The sequence below is a fragment of the Corynebacterium sp. KPL1995 genome, from assembly GCF_000477935.1.
Taxonomy (GTDB): domain Bacteria; phylum Actinomycetota; class Actinomycetes; order Mycobacteriales; family Mycobacteriaceae; genus Corynebacterium; species Corynebacterium pseudodiphtheriticum.
In genome coordinates this window covers 1,724,858-1,741,775 of record NZ_KI515715.1, presented here as the reverse complement: position 1 = coordinate 1,741,775, position 16,918 = coordinate 1,724,858, and the positions used below count along the sequence as shown (strand labels likewise).

Below are 16,918 nucleotides of genomic sequence, written 5' to 3'. Positions count from 1 at the left end.
ATATATGTTGTCTAACCTGTCTCGCATTACGCCACCCCGGACCCGGCCAACAACGTGAATAACACCGCCATCCGCATATGCACACCGTTATTTACCTGCCCCAATACGACGGTATTGGGGTAATCGGCGACATCATAGTTAATTTCCATGCCACGCAACATGGGGCCTGGGTGCATGATTATAGCTTCATCGCGTAACAGCGCCGCACGATCTTTCGAGAGTCCGTAATAGGTAGCGTACTCACGGTGCGATGGGAAAAACCCACCGTTCATACGTTCTTTTTGTACGCGTAGCATCATGACAGCATCCGCTTCAACTAATTCGGCATCAAAATCATGGCTGGTGCGTACCGGCCAGTTTTCCACACCATGCGGCAACAAAGTCTGTGGAGCCACTAACACTACGTCCGCGCCCATCGTGGCTAGCAAATCAACGTTCGAACGCACAACTCTGGAATGCAAACAATCTCCAACGATTACCACCCGGCGGCCGGCAATTTCGCCGAGGTGTTGGCGCAGGGTCATCGCATCCAACAAAGCTTGGGTAGGATGCTGATGCGCTCCATCACCAGCGTTAATCACTGACGGGCCTGCCCCATCAGTATCCACCCAGTTAGCAAGTAGTTGGGCTGCTCCAGACGATGGGTGCCTGGTAATAATCGCATCTGCGCCAATTGCTGCCAATGTCAATCCTGTATCACGCAGCGATTCCCCTTTGGACACTGATGACGAGGATGCAGACAGATTAATCACATCGGCGCTCATCCACTTCCCCGCAGTTTCGAACGAAGAACGAGTACGCGTCGAGTTTTCATAAAACAAGGTATAAATCGTCCGACCACGCAAGGTGGGAAGTTTCTTCACATCTCGATCGAGCAAGGCTTCCGAAAACCGTTCAGCTTCGTCCAGCAAAGCCGTAATTTCATCCGCGCTCAAGTCCGAGATCGACAACAAATGTTTCACTACTGTTCTCCTTGGCTAGTCTGCTCGCCGACAGATGTCACTAGCGCCTGTGTGGCACGCGAACCGCGCGACAAAATCACTGCGTCTCGACCGTCAATATCTGCGTTTAAAACCGAAATACCCTCAGAACGGGCAGTTGGCAGATTTTTACCGACGAAATCTGCGCGGATCGGAAGTTCACGGTGGCCACGATCAACTAAAACAGCTAACTGAATCGCGCGCGGGCGACCGATATCCGACATCGCATCAAGCGCCGCGCGAATCGTGCGACCAGAAAACAATACGTCGTCGACAAGCACCACAATGGCATCATCGATGCCACCACGCGGAATAGAAGTTGGTTTCAGTGCACGATGTGGCTTCGAACGAAGATCGTCACGGTACAGGGTAATATCCAACGCACCAGTGGCAACAGATTGTCCGGAAAATTCGTCAATTTTTTCCGCTATACGTTCTGCTAAAGGTAGGCCGCCTGATGGGATGCCCAATAAAAGCACCGGCGCTGATTCCGGTGAACCAATAGCATTTTTCTCAATGATCTGGTGCGCGATGCGTGCGATCGTGCGCGAAATTGCAGCTGCACTCAACAACTCAGTTGTCTCTGCTACTCCCGCGGACGGTTCTTCCACTGTCATCGTGCCCTCCTTCCCCGCCTCTCTGTGCGGACTTTAAAGGATGCCGACTGCATTTCTGTTTGAGTCTATGATGGAGACACCGCTTCAGTCTAGCACTAAGGATTACGCGCGTGAGCTTCTCCTCCCAGCACCTCGTTCCGGCCCCACGCCCCCAAGTGTGGGACTGGCATACCCGACCTGGGGCAATCAGTCGTCTCACCCCGCCTTTTATGCCAATGACCCCCCATTCTGAGGCCGAAAATCTTGCCACCGGAACCACAGTTTTCCGCCTGCCTGCCGGCCTGAAATGGGTCTCGCGCCACGATCTGACTCGTTACCAACCAGAAATATCCTTTTCCGATATATGTTTAAATTCGCCGGTGCGGCAACTTGCGCAATGGCGTCACGACCACCATTTCGCTGACGGTACGCAGCCAAACACCACACTAATCACCGACACCGTTCATACCCGTGCACCAGCAAATTTGTTGCGCTCAGTATTTGCCTACCGGCAACAACAACTCATCTCGGATTTGTCTTTCTTAACATCCCTCCGGCTCGTTGACGGTTCGGCGACTACTAAGCCCACGAAATCACTTACTATTGCGATTACCGGTGCGCATGGTTCTGTAGGTCGTAATCTCAAGGCTCAACTAACTACAGCTGGGCATACAGTCATTGAGTTAGTTCGCGGTACTACCACAACCGGTCAGCGCCACTGGAATACCGATTATCCATCAGTACACTTGCTTGCAGGCGTTGACGTGCTCGTGCACTTGGCAGGAGAACCCATTTTTGGTCGTTTCAACGAAGCACATAAAAAAGAGATTCGTGATTCACGAGTAAACCCTACCTACAAGCTATCGCGGTTAGTCGCTGAATCTGCGAGCGTCACCACAATGGTATGCGCTTCTGCAATAGGCATTTACGGGCCAGATCGTAGTGCAGAAAAACTCACGGAAAGTTCTGATCGCGGCGATGGTTTCCTCGCCGACGTCGTCACTGACTGGGAGCACGCATGCCATCCAGCTGCAGACGCTGGAAAACGTGTGGTCAATATTCGTACCGGAGTGGCGCTTTCCGGAAATTCTGGTCTGCTGCCGCTTCTCAAAACATTGTTTTCCACCGGTTTGGGAGGGAGTTTCGGCGATGGCAATTTCTGGTTTAGTTGGATCGCAATGGACGATCTAACCGATATCTATACCCGCGCGATCGTCGACCATCGAATTAGTGGTGCAGTTAATGCCACTGCCCCAGAGCCTGTGCTCAATAAGGACATGGCGAAGGCACTCGGAACTGAACTCAATCGCCCAACCCTGCTGCCTATCCCTACCTTTGGCCCAAAACTTTTACTCGGCAAAGAAGGTGCTCATGAATTAGCTCTAGCTGACCAACGAGTATCAAGTGCGAAAATACGTCAACTGGGCCATAATTTCCGTTTTTCGACCATCGAGGCAGCGCTGGCGCACGAACTAGGAGGTGAACAACTACAGGATAGCAGCGCTTATCTTTAATACAGCCGGAGTAGTGCAAAAATGCATTCGCCGAACCAAGCCGAGGGTCGAAAATACCGATTTCGCCAATGTCTTTGCGTTAACGCAGGCGAGACAACAATGATTTTCGAGAGCATTTCCCGGTACGGTGGCAGTAGTTAGATCAAGTCGAACCCCAGAATGGAAACAACCCATGAGCCAACAGTCCGTACCGAATGAGCAAGAACGTTCGCCAGAAACCGTCGGTGACATCGCAGAAGTAACCTTTGAGCGGATCGGCGAAATCCTCGAAGCGGAAAACCTCATTTACCGTCATGAAGAACAAAACATCCCTGATGGCAGCACGTTGCAGGTGGTACGAACCGGGTTTAGCAACGCAGCAATCGCGATAAGCGTACGACAAAATACTCTCATCGTCGATTCCCTCTGGCGTGGACAGTTGAGCACCAGCCAAGCCGTGGATGTGCTTGCGGTCGTAAACTCTTGGAACCAAGCGCAATTTGCGCCGACGCTGCGTTTTTTCGAACAGGGCGAAGAATTACTCGCAATCTCGGCTGTACGTGAGGCAGATGTCAGCACCGGAATGACGCGTAACCAATTGGGCGCGTTCCTTCTCAGCACGCTGGATGCAGTGCTTGAATCCTTCCAGTCACTCGAGAAACAATTCCCGGATTCAGTCACCTGGGAAAACAATCACGCACACGACAAATAAAAATAGGAGTCCGAGGATGAATCAAGCAACGCAGCTTGCACCTGCCAGCATCGATCGCGTCATTGCAACAATGCGGGAATTCAACGTAGAACTAACAAAAGTGCAAGACAAAGAAATAGCCACGGCCAATCTGAATGACACGTTATGCACATTTGCTGTGCTCGGTTCTGCCATGGTCGTCCGGTCAGAGGTAGCAACAGACACAAAATATGACAGTGCTGACGCGGGCCTGTTTCTAGCCGCTAACCAAATTAACTCCACCTCGATTGGGGCGCGAGCCGTAATCGCAGAGCACGAAGGAAAACTAATCGTTCGTACCGAACGCGACATCGTCGTAGCGGCGGGGATCTCTGATGAACAGCTTCAGGCGACTCTTAAAACGGCCGTGGACGGCGTAGTCCGTGCTCAAGATGCCATGGTCGCGGCCGCAGAAGAAATGCGCAAACTTAACGAGCATCGTGATCAGTAAAGCTACTGGCTTAGGCGCCGCTGCTGCACAGCGACGTCATAGCCAGGATCAGGCCAGTTAAGCCCCATCGCCCGTAACCGGCGAAGTAATAAAAACTTCACGGCTGTGCGGGCATAAAGTTTGTTATCACTCGGGACGATGTACCACGGTGCGTGATCGCTATCGGTACGATCAATCGCAATCTCATAAGCGCGCTGATAATCATCCCATTTAGCGCGGTTCTCAATGTCAGACGGATCGAATTTCCAGCGTTTATCCACCCTGCGCAAACGGCGAAGCAAATTTTTCTTCTGGAAATCAGGAGAGATGTGGAGCATGACTTTTATTATAGTAACGCCTTGCGCAGCCAATTCTGATTCAAAATCGACGATGGCCCCATAGCGTCGCTCGATTTCTTCCGGCGTTGCCATGCTCTCTACTCGTTGAATCAGTACGTCCTCATAGTGAGAACGATCGAAGACAACAATTTCCCCCGGCTGCGGGGCGTGCTTTCGTATCCGCCAGAGAAAGTCGTGGGAAAGTTCCTCTGCATTCGGTGCACCGAAACTGATCGGTTTTAAGCCCTGTGGATCGAAAACTGATAAAGCATTGCGAATCATCCCGCCTTTGCCTGATGTATCCATCCCCTGCAGGATAAGTAGTATTGCTCCAGCTCTATTCGTACCTCTCCCACCCGAGGCAGAATCGTCGGTGCTAGCGCTAATCCGTGCATGGGCGAAGAGCTGCTCCTGTAGAGTCCGCAATTCTTCATCAAACTTATGGAATCGGCGACGCAGTCGTTTTCCGCTAACCTTGCCTACATATCCCGGGGTGGACAGAGGATTAATTGCGGCGAGATCGACAGGAAGGTCTGCCCGCAGTTGCTCTGCATCTTTGGGCTTGAATCGCATTTTGCCTTAATCGCTTCCCGCCGATGATTCATCACTGGCTTCTGCAGTCGCCTCATCCCCCATCGGGTTATCTGCCGATTGGGTCTGCGCAATGTCATCAAGGACTGCATGAATGTATGGGGCGGCCGAATCAGTGGAATACTCGCTGGCTAATTCAACGCCTTCCACCACCGCTACAGCAGCGGGGACCTCCTTATTGAAGAGAATCTCCCACGCGGAGACTCGCATGATTGCGCGATCCACCGCCGGCAAACGCCTCAGTTCCCATTCTTGAGACAAGAAGCGCGCGATCAATTCATCAATTTCATCAAGCTTCTCAGCGGCACCAGCAACAATTTCTTTGGTGTAATCCGCCACTGGTGGAACAGGAGGTTGTTCCCAACTAGCTAACTCCACCCGTTCTTTGACGATTGCCACGGGGTCAAGGTCTCTAGTTTCAGCTTCATAGAGAATATCTGCAGCACGGCGGCGGGCTCGATACCGTTTAGTGTGTAGACGTTGGTCTAGCCTGGTAAATCGAGCACCCGCACTAGGCTGATTCTTCTTTACTGACATACCCTGCGCGTTAATTGTTGCTACGGGACAGGTAGTCGCCGGTACGGGTATCAATCTTCACCACGTTGCCGGTCTCAATAAACAATGGCACCTGAACTTCCGCACCTGTTTCGAGCGTTGCGGGCTTGGTTCCGCCATTGGAACGATCTCCCTGCAAACCTGGTTCGGTGTGCTCTACTTTGAGGTCGACGTTGATGGGAAGTTCAGCGAACAGTGGCTCGTTGTCGTGGAAAGAAACCTGAATCCGCATATTTTCCAACAAGAAGTCAACGGCACGACCAAATTTCTCGGCGTCTAACTCCACCTGGTCAAAGGTCTTATCATCCATAACAACGTAATTAGTGCCGTCATTGTAAAGATACGTCATATCCCGACGGTCAACCGTCGCGAGTTCTGCCTTTGCACCGGCATTCCAGGTCTTATCGGTCACCTTGCCAGTCATGACATCTTTCAGCTTGGTACGCACAAAGGCAGGACCTTTGCCAGGCTTCACGTGCTGGAATTCGACAATTTGCTGCAGCTTGTTGTCAATTTTCAGGACGACGCCGTTTTTAAACGAAGTAGTATCAGCCACGAATCAACTCTCCAATGTGTCTAGTTAGCGGCAGTACGCTGTTTTCCGGCACTGCTTAGTTCAGATTAGCTTGCGCCAGTATAACCCTAACGCTTCTGCACAAACTCCGCTGGTTTACAGTTCACGTAATTGCTTTGTAGGCGTTGACAGATTCTTGGGCTTACCGTCGGTAATCACCAATGTGTCTTCAATGCGAACGCCAAGCTTACCTGGAATATAAATACCAGGTTCAATCGTCAGTGTCATCCCAGCCTCAAGGCTACCTTGACCAGTCTTCGCAGCCGCCGGAGCTTCATGTACATCCAAGCCGATTCCGTGGCCAGTAGAGTGGACAAAATACTCGTCATAGCCTGCTTCTCGGATAATTTCACGACACGCCTCATCGACGTCAGAAAGAGATGTGCCCGGAGTAGCTGCTCGAACCCCTGCTTCCTGTGCTTTGAGCACAAGGTCATAAATTTCCCGGGCAAAATCATCAACGGGACCGATAGCCACGGTGCGGGTCATATCCGAGTTAAACCCGCGCAAATGCGCACCATAGTCGATAGTGACTAGATCCCCTTTTTGCAGCTCTCGATCGTCCGCCCCATGGTGTGGTTTCGCACCGTTCGGGCCACTTGCAACAATAGTGTCAAAACTAGGCCGTTCGGCCCCCAACAGCCTCATACGATATTCCAAATCGGCCGCCACCTGCCGCTCGGTACGGCCTGCTGCAATTTCGCCAGCAGCAATCATGTCTTCCAGTGCTTGCGACGCTAATTCTGCTACCCCAGTCAAACGCTCAATTTCGACGTTATCTTTTACCAGGCGGATCTTCTCAATCATCCCGGAAATAGGTACTAAGGTGACTTCATCCGGGCACTGTTTTTCGAGCTGCTTAAACTGCTCAATGCTCACGAAATCGGATTCAACCCCGACGCGACGCGGTCCTTCCAGTTTCTGCAACAGCTCTTTCGTGATAGCGCTCGTGATCACCGCGTCGATATCCGGTACTTCCTCAGCGATCTGTGTTGCATAGCGACCATCAGTGCTAATAGCAGCTGATTGGTCTTTCGACAGCAGGACTGCACCGTTAGATCCAGAAAATCCAGAAAGGTAGCGCACGTGTATTAAGTGAGTAACCAAAAAGTCATCGAGTCGTTCTTCCGCCATTGCAGTCGCCAACTTACGACGGCGGTTACTGAAACGAGTATCTGCCAGTGCCATTTTTCTCCTCATCGTAAACTAAATCTTATGATCGAATTAAAATCTGCGGTGATTCGCGATTGTTTGCTCTCTTGCTCATAATCTAGAAAAAGAATTACAAATCACGATGTTACGCCAAATTCTTCGCCCAATAATCTACTGCTGCGTAATAACCGGAAACGCCTAACCCGCAAATCACTCCTCGAGCGATAGGAGAAAGGTAGGAATGCGCACGAAACGGTTCGCGGGCATGGATATTGGAGATGTGTACCTCAATGAACCCCTTCCGTTCGGCAACTTCTGCTAGCGCATCACGCAATACTACCGACGTGTGTGTCAGTCCACCCGGATTAATGATCACAGGCCACTGCTTATCCGCAGCTTCATGCACGTATTCCACTAATTCGTGCTCTGCGTTCGACTGTCGACATACTACCTGCAGGCCTCGTGCATGACCTGCGCTAACCAGCTGTTTTTCCAGTTCCGGCAAGGTTACAGCGCCGTAAACATCTGGTTGCCGCTTCCCTAAACGATTCAGGTTTGGACCATTAAGCACCAAAATCGTCGGATGCTTATCACTGGACATTAATTCCTCCTTAACGTTGCACACCTACAGTATTAGCTACTGATCGCTGTGTACGCTGCGCGTAATTCCTCATCTGAGGCATCTGAAATGCGAGTGCACTCACCGATTCTTGTCAGGGCGACAAAGCGCAGATTTCCATCACGATTTTTCTTATCTCGACTCATACCGTCGCGCAGTACAGAAAAATGTCCAGCTTCATACGAAATCGGGAGACCGACAGACTGCAAGATGCTTCGATGACGTCGCAAAAGATCTTCGTCAATCAGTTTGCGGTTGTGCGCGAGATGCGCAACATACATCATGCCGACAGCCACAGCATCGCCGTGGCGCCACTGGAATTCTTCTCGCAATTCCACTGCGTGTGCGAAGGTGTGTCCATAGTTCAACGTCTCACGTAATCCAGACTCACGAAGATCCATCCCGACGACGTTCGCCTTTACTGCAATCGAACGCGCAATTAATTCTGGAAGATAACCATCTGGGTCTAGGCAGTTCTGTGGGTCTGCCTCGTAACGATCGATGATAATGCTGTCACTGATAAATCCAGTCTTAATAATTTCAGCTGATCCAGCAATGATTTCGCTTTGCGGAAGCGTCGTAAGCCGGTCCAGATCGACAAATACGCTATCGGGCTCATGGAACGCTCCCACCAGGTTTTTACCGTGACCAGTATTAATTCCTGTTTTTCCACCAACAGCTGCATCCACCATTGCCAAAAGCGTGGTAGGTACTTGAATGACTTTGATACCGCGCATCCAAGTGGCAGCAACAAACCCGACGAGGTCTGTGACCGCACCACCACCAAATCCAATGACCACGTCGCGGCGAGAAAAATTATGCTGTGCGAGCTTATCCCATAATTCGCCGACAACCTCTAGGCTCTTCGCGGCTTCTGCATCGGGTACTGGAAACAAATGCACTCGTAAGCCACGGTCTTCGATGACAGATGCTAGCTGACGCGCCGGGGCTGCCATCGTCGGCTGGTGAATAATACCCACGGTTTGTGCGCCAGTCTGTTTACTCCGCTCTGCTATCGCATCAGTCAAGCCACGGTCGACAATAACTTGGTAGGGATTAGGGCCGTTAACCTCAATAACCTCCGTGGTACCGCGGGTAAATTGCCGATTATCCGGCGATGGTGAAAACATGTTGAAGTTCATCGTCGTGTACTGCCTTCCAAGCGCTATAAGGTTTCCAAGAATCCCAAAATATCGGCAACAACCTGCTGCGGGCTGCGTTGCTCTGTCCGCGCACGATAATCAGCGACTTCTCGGTACAACGGTCGCCGTTGCGCCATTAATTTTCGGTACCGTTCGTTGGCGTCAGCCCCAGCTAGTAACGGGCGCTGGTCTCTGTTGTGCGGTCGAGTAGTCCGCTCGATACCGGTTTCATCACTGACGTCTACAAAGACTACGGTTTGTTCTCCAAGCAACCCACGAGTGCCTTCGTGTATAACTGCGCCACCGCCGAGTGCAAGAACCCCGGGCTCATGTAATGCTTCAGCAATTATTTCGGCTTCCAGCTCACGGAATGCATCTTCTCCGCTATCAGCGAAAATCTCGGCGCAGGTTTTCCCAGCACGTTGTTCAATTACGGAATCAGAATCGACAAAAGTTTGGTTCAGTACCCGCGCCAAGCGACGCCCAATAGTGGTTTTTCCAGCTCCGGGAGGACCAACGAGTACGACAGAAGGGCGTGGTTGTTCTGCAGAAGTCATTGGTCCCCTTCTTCTACTGGTCCCGTACTTGCCCCTCCTGCCGACTGAGTTCCGAAAAACGAAAACCGCTTGTCGACGCTTTCTTGATAAGCCTGAAAATTGCGACGCGTTTCCGCAACGCTATCGCCACCAAATTTTTCGAGCACCGCCTGTGCAAGTACCAAGGCAACCATAGCTTCTGCGACAACTCCGGCAGCAGGCACCGCGCAGACATCCGAACGCTGGTGAATAGCAGTCGAAGACTTGCCGGTATTCATGTCGAAGGAGCGTAAAGCTCTGGGGACAGTAGAAATTGGTTTCATAGCAGCGCGTAACCGTAGCTGTTCACCATTGGTAGTCCCTCCTTCCAAACCACCTGCGCGATTCGTCGCGCGGGTTAAACCAGATGCTGCATGCATAAATTCGTCGTGTGCTGCTGAGCCTCGTGAACGAGCCTGAGTGAAACCATCACCAATTTCCACGCCTTTAATGGCTTGAATACTCATCAAGGCTGCCGCCAGCTGTGCATCCAGTCGAGTATGACCCGAAACATGAGAACCTAAGCCGATAGGAAGACCATCGACAACGACTTCGACGATGCCGCCAAGCGTGTCACCAGCTTTCTTCGCCGCTTCTATTTCAGAGACCATCGATTCTTCTGCATCTTTGCCAAAAGCACGCACTGGAGAAGCATCGATGCGGTCAATATCATCCGGCGTTGGTGCAGGGCCATCATAGGGTTGCGATGGCCCAATGGAGATTACATGGGAAAGAACTTCCACGCCGAGAACTTGCCGTAAGAAATTACGCGCAACCGTCGCACAGGCTACTCGCGCAGCAGTCTCACGTGCAGACGAACGCTCAAGAATATTACGAGCATCACTATGCTCATATTTCACCATGCCTGAGAAATCTGCATGCCCTGGACGAGGTCTCGTCAACTGCGCACCACGCCCCGAACTCATTGCTTTAGCAATCTCGGGGTCATCTACATCAACCGGATTCGCAGCCATGATAGTTTCCCACTTCGGCCACTCTGTGTTACCAATCATGATCGCGATTGGACTGCCCAGTGTCTTACCATGCCGTATCCCTGCAAGCAGACTTAACTCATCTGCTTCAAATTTCATGCGTGCCCCGCGCCCATAGCCCAGGCGACGGCGTGCGAGTTGGTGCGCAATATCATCTGAAGTGAGTTCAACGTGTGCAGGCATATTCTCTACGACAGCCACAAGTGCTTGGCCGTGTGATTCCCCAGCGGTTGTCCAACGAAGCATAGACACCATTATTCCACAAACACTATTGAAACCATCACAGTGGCCAATATCATAGATGGCCCATGTGCAACGTAGCTGCGCCGTAATAGTGTTGCAGTGCACAAACTCAGTATTGCTGCGGTCATCGATGCAAGTAAAACAGCAAAAACATTGCCGACAGCGGCTGCGGCAACCCCCAAGGGAACGGCGAGTTTGATGTCACCGCCACCAACTCCGCGATTACATCCGTCCCGCCCATTGCAGAAAAAACTTACAACAAGTTGTGCAATATACAAGGCCGGCCAGGTTACTGCAGACCAGAGGATCTGACCTGTGTTCTGCATAAAAAGAGCCCAAACCACCGACAGCAATGCAGCAGGCACGGTAAGTAAATTTGGCAACCGGTGAAAGCGCAAGTCGTAGTAGATCAGAGCGCTAGCCCACACGATTGCAAGAACAACTAATGCATGTAGTGATAATCCCCCCATGCTTATTCACGCTACCGCAAGTCCTTAACGCAACCGGTTATAAGCCACAATTATGCGATGCGAGACGCAAGTACCCCTTCCAATGCTTCCCACATACTTGATTCGGGAGCGGACTTTCCGGTAAAGGCTGTGAACTGGCCAAAAGCCTGATAGGCCAACATAACGTGTCCGCCTACGCTGCGGTGCCCATTAGAAGCAGCTTGGGTGGTCAATGCTGTCGGCCACGGATCATAAATCACATCGAGAACCGGTGCATGAGCAACACGTCGTTCATGACCAAGCAAAGCTGCGGAAGGAACAGTCGATATCACAGCATCACTATCCGGAACTTTGTCTTCCCAACTAATTGTCCGCCAATTAAGTCCGACCGCTTCTGCTAGCGGAGCCCATTCATTACTACGATCCCTTCGGTTTACGACGGTGACAGTAGAAACACCGAGCGTACCCAACGCCCACAAGACAGGCCGGGAAGTTCCCCCAGATCCCAACACCACGACATGCTCCAATTGTTTACTGGTCTGTGGAAACAGCTCTTTTAATGCACCAAGCACTCCATCTCCATCAGTATTATCGGCAAACCAGCCGTTTTCGCGGCGAACCAGGGTGTTCGCCGCACCAATCATTTGGGCACGCCCACTGACGGAATCGGCGACTTGGAGTGCTTCAAATTTTCCCGGCATGGTGACTGAAAACCCCTGAAATGAGGGATCAGCATTAGCCACAAACGATGCTAACTGTCCTTTAGGAACATCGAAGGATAGATAGTGCCACTGGTCAAGCCCCAATGCAGCGTAACCAGCATTATGTAATACCGGTGAGAGCGAATGAGAGACCGGCGACCCCAGCACGGCTGCACGGTGCACGATTTCCGAGCTACTCGCAACGGAACTACTCATGGTGATCCAAGATTCCGGATTCGAGCGCCCGATCTACATCTTCTAAGTGTTTTTCGAAGGTGTCGTTGAATACTGTGGTGCCTTTGTTGTCAATCGTCACGAAAAACAGCCAATTCCCCTCGGCAGGATGTTCCATAGCATGTAATGCATCATCTGAAGGCGCAGCAATCGGGGTTGCCGGCAAGCCATCCATCGCATAAGTATTCCACGGAGTTTGGCGTGCTCGATCTTCATCCGAGGTTGCGAGTTCTACATCATCCAACCCGTAATTTACCGTCGAATCAAATTCTAGACGCATTGGTTCGTCTAAACGATTCAGAATCACACGCGCGACTTTGTCAAAGTCGCCCGCTGGTGCTTCCCTCTCTACCAATGAAGCCGCAATCAATAGCTCATATGGTTCCAAGCCCACTGCTCGCGCACGTTCGACAATTTTTGAATCGTTGTACCGCTTGGTTGTTCGCGTTACCAGATCTGTTAAGATTTCTTCTGCATCCATATTCGGGTCAATGACGTATTGACCTGGAGCAATTAATCCTTCCAGACGTTTTGGATCAGAGCCTTGCGCGCGGACAGGATCCAGCGCCCACTCAGGCGCGCCGAGATCCGCAGGGTCTTTATTAGCGGCTACAGATGCTAGTTCTTCAGCGCTAACACACTGATCCTCTTCATTATCTGCGCAGCTGACATCGGAAATCTGGCTATATATCCCAAGCCGAACATTACCACCTTTGACGTTGACATCCTGCAAAGTAGCGCCGCCGTGAACGTCAAGCAGGTCGACCTGCTTAGCTGGATCCAGCAACGCTGCGACTGCAGCTTGAGCACTCATCTCTTCTTCCAGGCGATAAAATCCAGGCTGTACATTTCCAGCGTCTGGATTACTAGCAGCAGCAGTCTGGAATACGGAATCAGATGCTACAATGCCACGTTCTTCTAGCTCCGGGCCTAATGACGAAATAGAATCGCCCTCTTTAATCTGCACCATGGCAACGACGCCATTGCCGTTCCCGTCGTAGTCATCCACAGATGCACCTCCACGAGCAAAAACGACATTGAACGCAATATAGGCGCTCACACCGATTATCAAGATAAATGACGCAATGAGGACAGCAAGACCCCGCTGCCGACGTTTGACATACTTCGGGTCCATGCTGCGCTTTACGCGCACTCGAGTTTGATTGCTCATCTCTATAATCTCTTCTTAGTTCGGCGAGTCGTTTTCACGCTGGCGGGCGAGTGCAAGGGAATCCAACCACGATTGCAAAATTTCCACAGCTGCGGCTTGATCAATCACCGCTCGCCCGGCTTTTTCAGATACACCCGATGCTCGCAATGCTTGGGATGCGGCCACGGTAGTTAATCGTTCATCAGCGAACACTACGGGGGTTTCGACACCAGCATTACGCAGACGACGTCGGATGCGAAAGGCAATTTCTTTCGCGTGTTTTACACTTTTTGAGCCATGACCTTGTAGATCCCTAGGCAGTCCGACGATAATTTCCACAGCCTCGTACTGTTCGATCAGGCTGAGTAAACGATCGATATCGCTTTGGTCGCGATCTTTGAACCCAGTTTTGCGCTGGACAGTTTCCACAGGAAATGCCATTGTCGCTTCACGGTTCGAAGCAGCAACACCAATACGAACGGTACCGACATCGAGACCGATTCGACGCCCAGCGATTGAAGCATAGTCGCTAGGAGAATCAACGCTTGGCGCGTCTGGCTCGGGCATACTCACGTATACGTTCTACCTTTCTGGTGCCGACAGGTCCGTTGTATTAGGCTTCGTAGGTATTCTATAACTAAACGGTAACAAAATGGCGATCGGCTCGGCTATTACGACCTATAGCCTCTCGAAATACCACGTTAAACCTGAGAAATTTCCTCGCGCACAGCCGCAAAGCCTTGGTTTATACCAGCTGCGAGGTTCCCTGAGCCTTGCGCTAAGTCTGGTTTGCCTCCACCTTTTCCACCAACATAGCCTCCAAACAGAGATACCAATTTGCCAGCTGCGATTCCCTTGTCGACTGCAGCCGAGCTTACGGCAGCAACGAACGGCACTTTACCGTCATTATCTGCAGCCAGAACGACCACAGCTGGGCGGTCTTTAATGCGATTACGGATATCCGCAGCGACCGAACGCAACTGCCCCCCATTAACATCAGATGGCAATTGCGCACAGACAACAGCAATTCCGTTCACATCCACTGCATCGTTTGCGTATTCCGTGGCCTGTGCTGCCATTTGTTGTTGTCGGAGAGCCGCTACCTGTTTTTCGGCATCTTTCAACTTGCGGGTTAGTGCTTCGATTCGTTCCGGGACTTCATTGGGTTTAGCTTTCAACGACTGCGCTACACCATGGGCCAATGCAGCTTCCTTCGAGAAATATCGGAAAGCATCCAATCCAGAGTAGGCCTCAATTCGGCGTGCGCCGGATCCCACGGATGATTCGCCAAGAACTGAAACCGGACCAATCTGCGAAGAATGGCTAACGTGTGTACCGCCACATAGCTCTGTCGAAAACGGGCCAGCAATCTCGACTACCCGAACTCGTTCGCCATAGTTCTCACCGAATAGCGCGAGTGCTCCCATTTCCTTAGCCTGATCAAGCGTAGTTTCCATGGTGTTAACCTGATAATCTGCGTCGACGACTTGGTTGGTGATCGTCGCAATCTGATCCATCTGCTCAGCGCTCAGCTGCTCGGTGTAGTTGAAGTCGAATCGCAAATACCCCGGCCGATTCATCGACCCCGCCTGCACTGCAGTTGGGCCAAGAACGTCTCGCAAAGCACCGTGGATAAGGTGAGTTGCTGTGTGCGCCTGCCGTGCGCCGTGACGCCATTGCTGGTCGTATTCTGCCGTCGCTGCCTGACCGATTTCAATAGAACCGCCTAGCAGCTGACCACGGTGCACCCACAGTTTTTTGGCAATCTTTTGCACATCGGTGACTTCGACGGTGGCGTCCCCCGCGGTAATCGTACCTCGATCTGCCAGTTGGCCTCCGGATTCCGCGTACATCGGGGTTACATCCAGAATAACTTCCACATTCTCGCCGCTGTGGGCAGTTGTGACCGATTGACCGTCGCGAACCAAACCGATGATCGTGGAATTCGTCGCTTGCTCTGAATAGCCCGCAAATTCAGTGGGTTGGTTATCCACCCATTCGCGGTAGACGGATTCGTCAGCATGGGTATTTTTCTTCGCCTTATTATCAGCTTTCGCCCGCGCTTTTTGCTCGGCCATGGCGGTGTGAAAACCGTCCATGTCCACGTCTAAGCCAGCCTCTGCCGCCATTTCCATCGTCAAGTCAATGGGAAAGCCGTAAGTATCGTGCAGCAAAAAGGCGTCTGAGCCAGTGAGTACCTTTTCGCCACGTTGATTAAGCTGTTGTGCGGTCTCATCAAAGCGGCTTGTTCCCGATTCCAGCGTTTTCAAAAAAGCTCGTTCTTCTGCTGAAGATACAGCCAGAATTCGTTCGCGGCTTTCTTGAATTTCTGGGTAGGACGGTTCCATCGTATCCATCACGGTCGACATAAAAGTCTTGATGGTTTCAGCACGGGCACCAAGCAGACGAGCAGAACGAATAATCCGGCGTAGAAGGCGTCGCAAAATATAGCCACGGCCTTCATTCGACGGTGTTACGCCGTCGAGAATTAGCATCATCGCGGTGCGCGAGTGATCAGCAATAACCCGGAACCGTACGTCATCGCCTTGCTTAGCACCATAATCGGCACCAGTGAGCTTCTCCGCTGCAGAAATCACTGGGCGTAACAGATCAGTTTCGTACACATTATCTACGCCCTGAAGCAGACAAGCCAGTCGTTCGATGCCTAAGCCAGTATCGATGTTTTTCGCTGGCAACTCCCCCAGAATTTCGAAATCGCCCTTACCGGAGCCAGTCGATTCACCACGTTCATATTGCATGAATACGAGGTTCCAAATCTCCATATACCGGTGTTCATCGGCTGCGGGGCCGCCTTCAATACCGTACTCTGGTCCGCGGTCATAATAGATCTCGGAGCATGGTCCGCACGGACCTGGTACGCCCATGTGCCAATAGTTGTCTTCAACACCCATTCGCTGGATGCGTTCAGCTGGAATTCCGACAACATTTTGCCAGATTTCGGCGGCCTCATCATCGGTCTCATAGACAGTAACCCAAAGGCGATCCGGGGCAAGCCCTAAACCACCATCAGCCAGCGAGTTGGTCAGCAGAGACCAGGCATTGGTAATGGCGCCTTCTTTGAAATACTGACCAAACGAGAAGTTACCAGCCATTTGGAAGAAAGTATTGTGCCTCGTCGTAATACCTACTTCATCAATATCAAGAGTACGGACGCACTTCTGAATCGAGGTCGCAGTCCCATTCGGGTACGGAGGGTTCTGTTGCCCCAAGAAAAACGGCTTGAATGGAACCATACCCGCGTTCACGAATAGCAAATTCGGATCGTCTAAAACCAATGAAGCGCTCGGCACAACCTCATGTCCACGACGCGCGAAATGCTGAATAAATCGGTCTCTAATCTCATGAGTTTTCAC

Annotated in this window: 17 protein-coding genes and 1 pseudogene; 3 read left to right on the top strand and 15 right to left on the bottom strand. The window is 51.6% G+C overall.

Translation table 11 applies throughout. From position 1 onward, the window contains the following. Positions 1–26 precede the first annotated feature (26 nt). Together HMPREF1292_RS07740 and pyrR are read right to left on the bottom strand one after the other, a co-directional pair. Positions 27–962, bottom strand: coding sequence for an aspartate carbamoyltransferase catalytic subunit (locus HMPREF1292_RS07740; RefSeq protein WP_021352527.1), 936 nt, complete (start codon positions 960–962; stop codon positions 27–29). Further along, positions 962–1,597: a bifunctional pyr operon transcriptional regulator/uracil phosphoribosyltransferase PyrR gene (pyrR, locus tag HMPREF1292_RS07735; RefSeq protein ID WP_023019421.1), complete on the bottom strand. Its 636-nt coding sequence runs from the start codon at positions 1,595–1,597 to the stop codon at positions 962–964. Before pyrR ends, HMPREF1292_RS07740 begins: the two co-directional genes overlap by 1 nt. Positions 1,598–2,238: 641 nt before the next feature. On the opposite strand from pyrR, the pseudogene HMPREF1292_RS11600 reads away from it, so the two are divergent. From HMPREF1292_RS11600 to HMPREF1292_RS07720, 3 genes and pseudogenes are all read left to right on the top strand, one after another. Then, a pseudogene (locus HMPREF1292_RS11600) lies at positions 2,239–3,090 on the top strand (TIGR01777 family oxidoreductase); the annotation flags it as partial. Between the two features lie 172 nt (positions 3,091–3,262). Continuing rightward, positions 3,263–3,781 carry a YbjN domain-containing protein gene (locus HMPREF1292_RS07725; protein ID WP_023019419.1) on the top strand — a complete coding sequence of 173 codons (519 nt, stop codon included), beginning with the start codon at positions 3,263–3,265 and terminating at the stop codon, positions 3,779–3,781. 16 nt (positions 3,782–3,797) lie between these two features. Continuing rightward, complete coding sequence (locus tag HMPREF1292_RS07720; RefSeq protein ID WP_021352532.1) at positions 3,798–4,250, top strand: YbjN domain-containing protein; 453 nt, start codon at positions 3,798–3,800, stop codon at positions 4,248–4,250. Between the two features lie 2 nt (positions 4,251–4,252). On the opposite strand, the gene HMPREF1292_RS07715 is transcribed toward HMPREF1292_RS07720, so the two are convergent. From HMPREF1292_RS07715 to alaS, 13 genes are all read right to left on the bottom strand, one after another. Then, entirely contained in the window at positions 4,253–5,140 is an 888-nt protein-coding gene (locus HMPREF1292_RS07715) for a PPK2 family polyphosphate--nucleotide phosphotransferase (protein ID WP_023019418.1), read from the bottom strand. A gap of 6 nt (positions 5,141–5,146) precedes the next feature. Continuing rightward, positions 5,147–5,695, bottom strand: a complete 549-nt coding sequence (gene nusB, locus HMPREF1292_RS07710; RefSeq protein WP_023019417.1) for a transcription antitermination factor NusB — start codon at positions 5,693–5,695, stop codon at positions 5,147–5,149. A gap of 10 nt (positions 5,696–5,705) precedes the next feature. Continuing rightward, positions 5,706–6,269, bottom strand: a complete 564-nt coding sequence (gene efp, locus HMPREF1292_RS07705) for an elongation factor P (RefSeq protein ID WP_021352535.1) — start codon at positions 6,267–6,269, stop codon at positions 5,706–5,708. 114 nt (positions 6,270–6,383) lie between these two features. Continuing rightward, the gene (locus HMPREF1292_RS07700; protein WP_021352536.1) at positions 6,384–7,475 is read right to left on the bottom strand and encodes an aminopeptidase P family protein; all 1,092 of its coding nucleotides are present in this window, start codon (positions 7,473–7,475) and stop codon (positions 6,384–6,386) included. A 109-nt stretch (positions 7,476–7,584) separates the two neighbouring features. Next, on the bottom strand, positions 7,585–8,040 hold the full coding sequence (gene aroQ, locus HMPREF1292_RS07695; protein ID WP_023019416.1) for a type II 3-dehydroquinate dehydratase: 456 nt from the start codon (positions 8,038–8,040) through the stop codon (positions 7,585–7,587). 32 nt (positions 8,041–8,072) lie between these two features. Next, positions 8,073–9,188, bottom strand: a complete 1,116-nt coding sequence (gene aroB, locus HMPREF1292_RS07690; protein WP_051137470.1) for a 3-dehydroquinate synthase — start codon at positions 9,186–9,188, stop codon at positions 8,073–8,075. 35 nt (positions 9,189–9,223) lie between these two features. Then, positions 9,224–9,757, bottom strand: coding sequence for a shikimate kinase (locus tag HMPREF1292_RS07685; RefSeq protein WP_021352539.1), 534 nt, complete (start codon positions 9,755–9,757; stop codon positions 9,224–9,226). Continuing rightward, complete coding sequence (gene aroC, locus HMPREF1292_RS07680) at positions 9,754–11,013, bottom strand: chorismate synthase (protein WP_051137469.1); 1,260 nt, start codon at positions 11,011–11,013, stop codon at positions 9,754–9,756. The genes HMPREF1292_RS07685 and aroC overlap by 4 nt, the downstream gene beginning before the upstream one ends. Before the next feature lie 8 nt (positions 11,014–11,021). Beyond that, positions 11,022–11,480: an A24 family peptidase gene (locus HMPREF1292_RS07675; RefSeq protein ID WP_023019413.1), complete on the bottom strand. Its 459-nt coding sequence runs from the start codon at positions 11,478–11,480 to the stop codon at positions 11,022–11,024. A gap of 50 nt (positions 11,481–11,530) precedes the next feature. Continuing rightward, the gene (locus HMPREF1292_RS07670; protein ID WP_023019412.1) at positions 11,531–12,376 is read right to left on the bottom strand and encodes a shikimate dehydrogenase; all 846 of its coding nucleotides are present in this window, start codon (positions 12,374–12,376) and stop codon (positions 11,531–11,533) included. Continuing rightward, a complete protein-coding gene (gene mltG, locus HMPREF1292_RS07665; protein ID WP_023019411.1) occupies positions 12,369–13,565 on the bottom strand; it encodes an endolytic transglycosylase MltG in 1,197 nt (398 codons plus the stop codon). Before mltG ends, HMPREF1292_RS07670 begins: the two co-directional genes overlap by 8 nt. A 15-nt stretch (positions 13,566–13,580) precedes the next feature. Next, the gene (gene ruvX, locus HMPREF1292_RS07660) at positions 13,581–14,111 is read right to left on the bottom strand and encodes a Holliday junction resolvase RuvX (protein WP_021352544.1); all 531 of its coding nucleotides are present in this window, start codon (positions 14,109–14,111) and stop codon (positions 13,581–13,583) included. Between the two features lie 134 nt (positions 14,112–14,245). Next, positions 14,246–16,918, bottom strand: a complete 2,673-nt coding sequence (alaS, locus tag HMPREF1292_RS07655) for an alanine--tRNA ligase (protein WP_023019410.1) — start codon at positions 16,916–16,918, stop codon at positions 14,246–14,248.

What these genes read in the sequence shown, in the direction of transcription:
- aroB (WP_051137470.1), bottom strand. Translation starts at nt 9,188, where the DNA reads ATGTTTTCACCATCGCCGGATAATCGGCAATTTACCCGCGGTACCACG.
- HMPREF1292_RS07725 (WP_023019419.1), top strand. Translation starts at nt 3,263, where the DNA reads ATGAGCCAACAGTCCGTACCGAATGAGCAAGAACGTTCGCCAGAAACC.
- aroQ (WP_023019416.1), bottom strand. Translation starts at nt 8,040, where the DNA reads ATGTCCAGTGATAAGCATCCGACGATTTTGGTGCTTAATGGTCCAAAC.
- HMPREF1292_RS07700 (WP_021352536.1), bottom strand. Translation starts at nt 7,475, where the DNA reads ATGGCACTGGCAGATACTCGTTTCAGTAACCGCCGTCGTAAGTTGGCG.
- mltG (WP_023019411.1), bottom strand. Translation starts at nt 13,565, where the DNA reads ATGAGCAATCAAACTCGAGTGCGCGTAAAGCGCAGCATGGACCCGAAG.
- HMPREF1292_RS07685 (WP_021352539.1), bottom strand. Translation starts at nt 9,757, where the DNA reads ATGACTTCTGCAGAACAACCACGCCCTTCTGTCGTACTCGTTGGTCCT.
- nusB (WP_023019417.1), bottom strand. Translation starts at nt 5,695, where the DNA reads ATGTCAGTAAAGAAGAATCAGCCTAGTGCGGGTGCTCGATTTACCAGG.
- ruvX (WP_021352544.1), bottom strand. Translation starts at nt 14,111, where the DNA reads ATGCCCGAGCCAGACGCGCCAAGCGTTGATTCTCCTAGCGACTATGCT.
- HMPREF1292_RS07670 (WP_023019412.1), bottom strand. Translation starts at nt 12,376, where the DNA reads ATGAGTAGTTCCGTTGCGAGTAGCTCGGAAATCGTGCACCGTGCAGCC.
- HMPREF1292_RS07720 (WP_021352532.1), top strand. Translation starts at nt 3,798, where the DNA reads ATGAATCAAGCAACGCAGCTTGCACCTGCCAGCATCGATCGCGTCATT.
- HMPREF1292_RS07675 (WP_023019413.1), bottom strand. Translation starts at nt 11,480, where the DNA reads ATGGGGGGATTATCACTACATGCATTAGTTGTTCTTGCAATCGTGTGG.
- aroC (WP_051137469.1), bottom strand. Translation starts at nt 11,013, where the DNA reads ATGCTTCGTTGGACAACCGCTGGGGAATCACACGGCCAAGCACTTGTG.
- pyrR (WP_023019421.1), bottom strand. Translation starts at nt 1,597, where the DNA reads ATGACAGTGGAAGAACCGTCCGCGGGAGTAGCAGAGACAACTGAGTTG.
- HMPREF1292_RS07715 (WP_023019418.1), bottom strand. Translation starts at nt 5,140, where the DNA reads ATGCGATTCAAGCCCAAAGATGCAGAGCAACTGCGGGCAGACCTTCCT.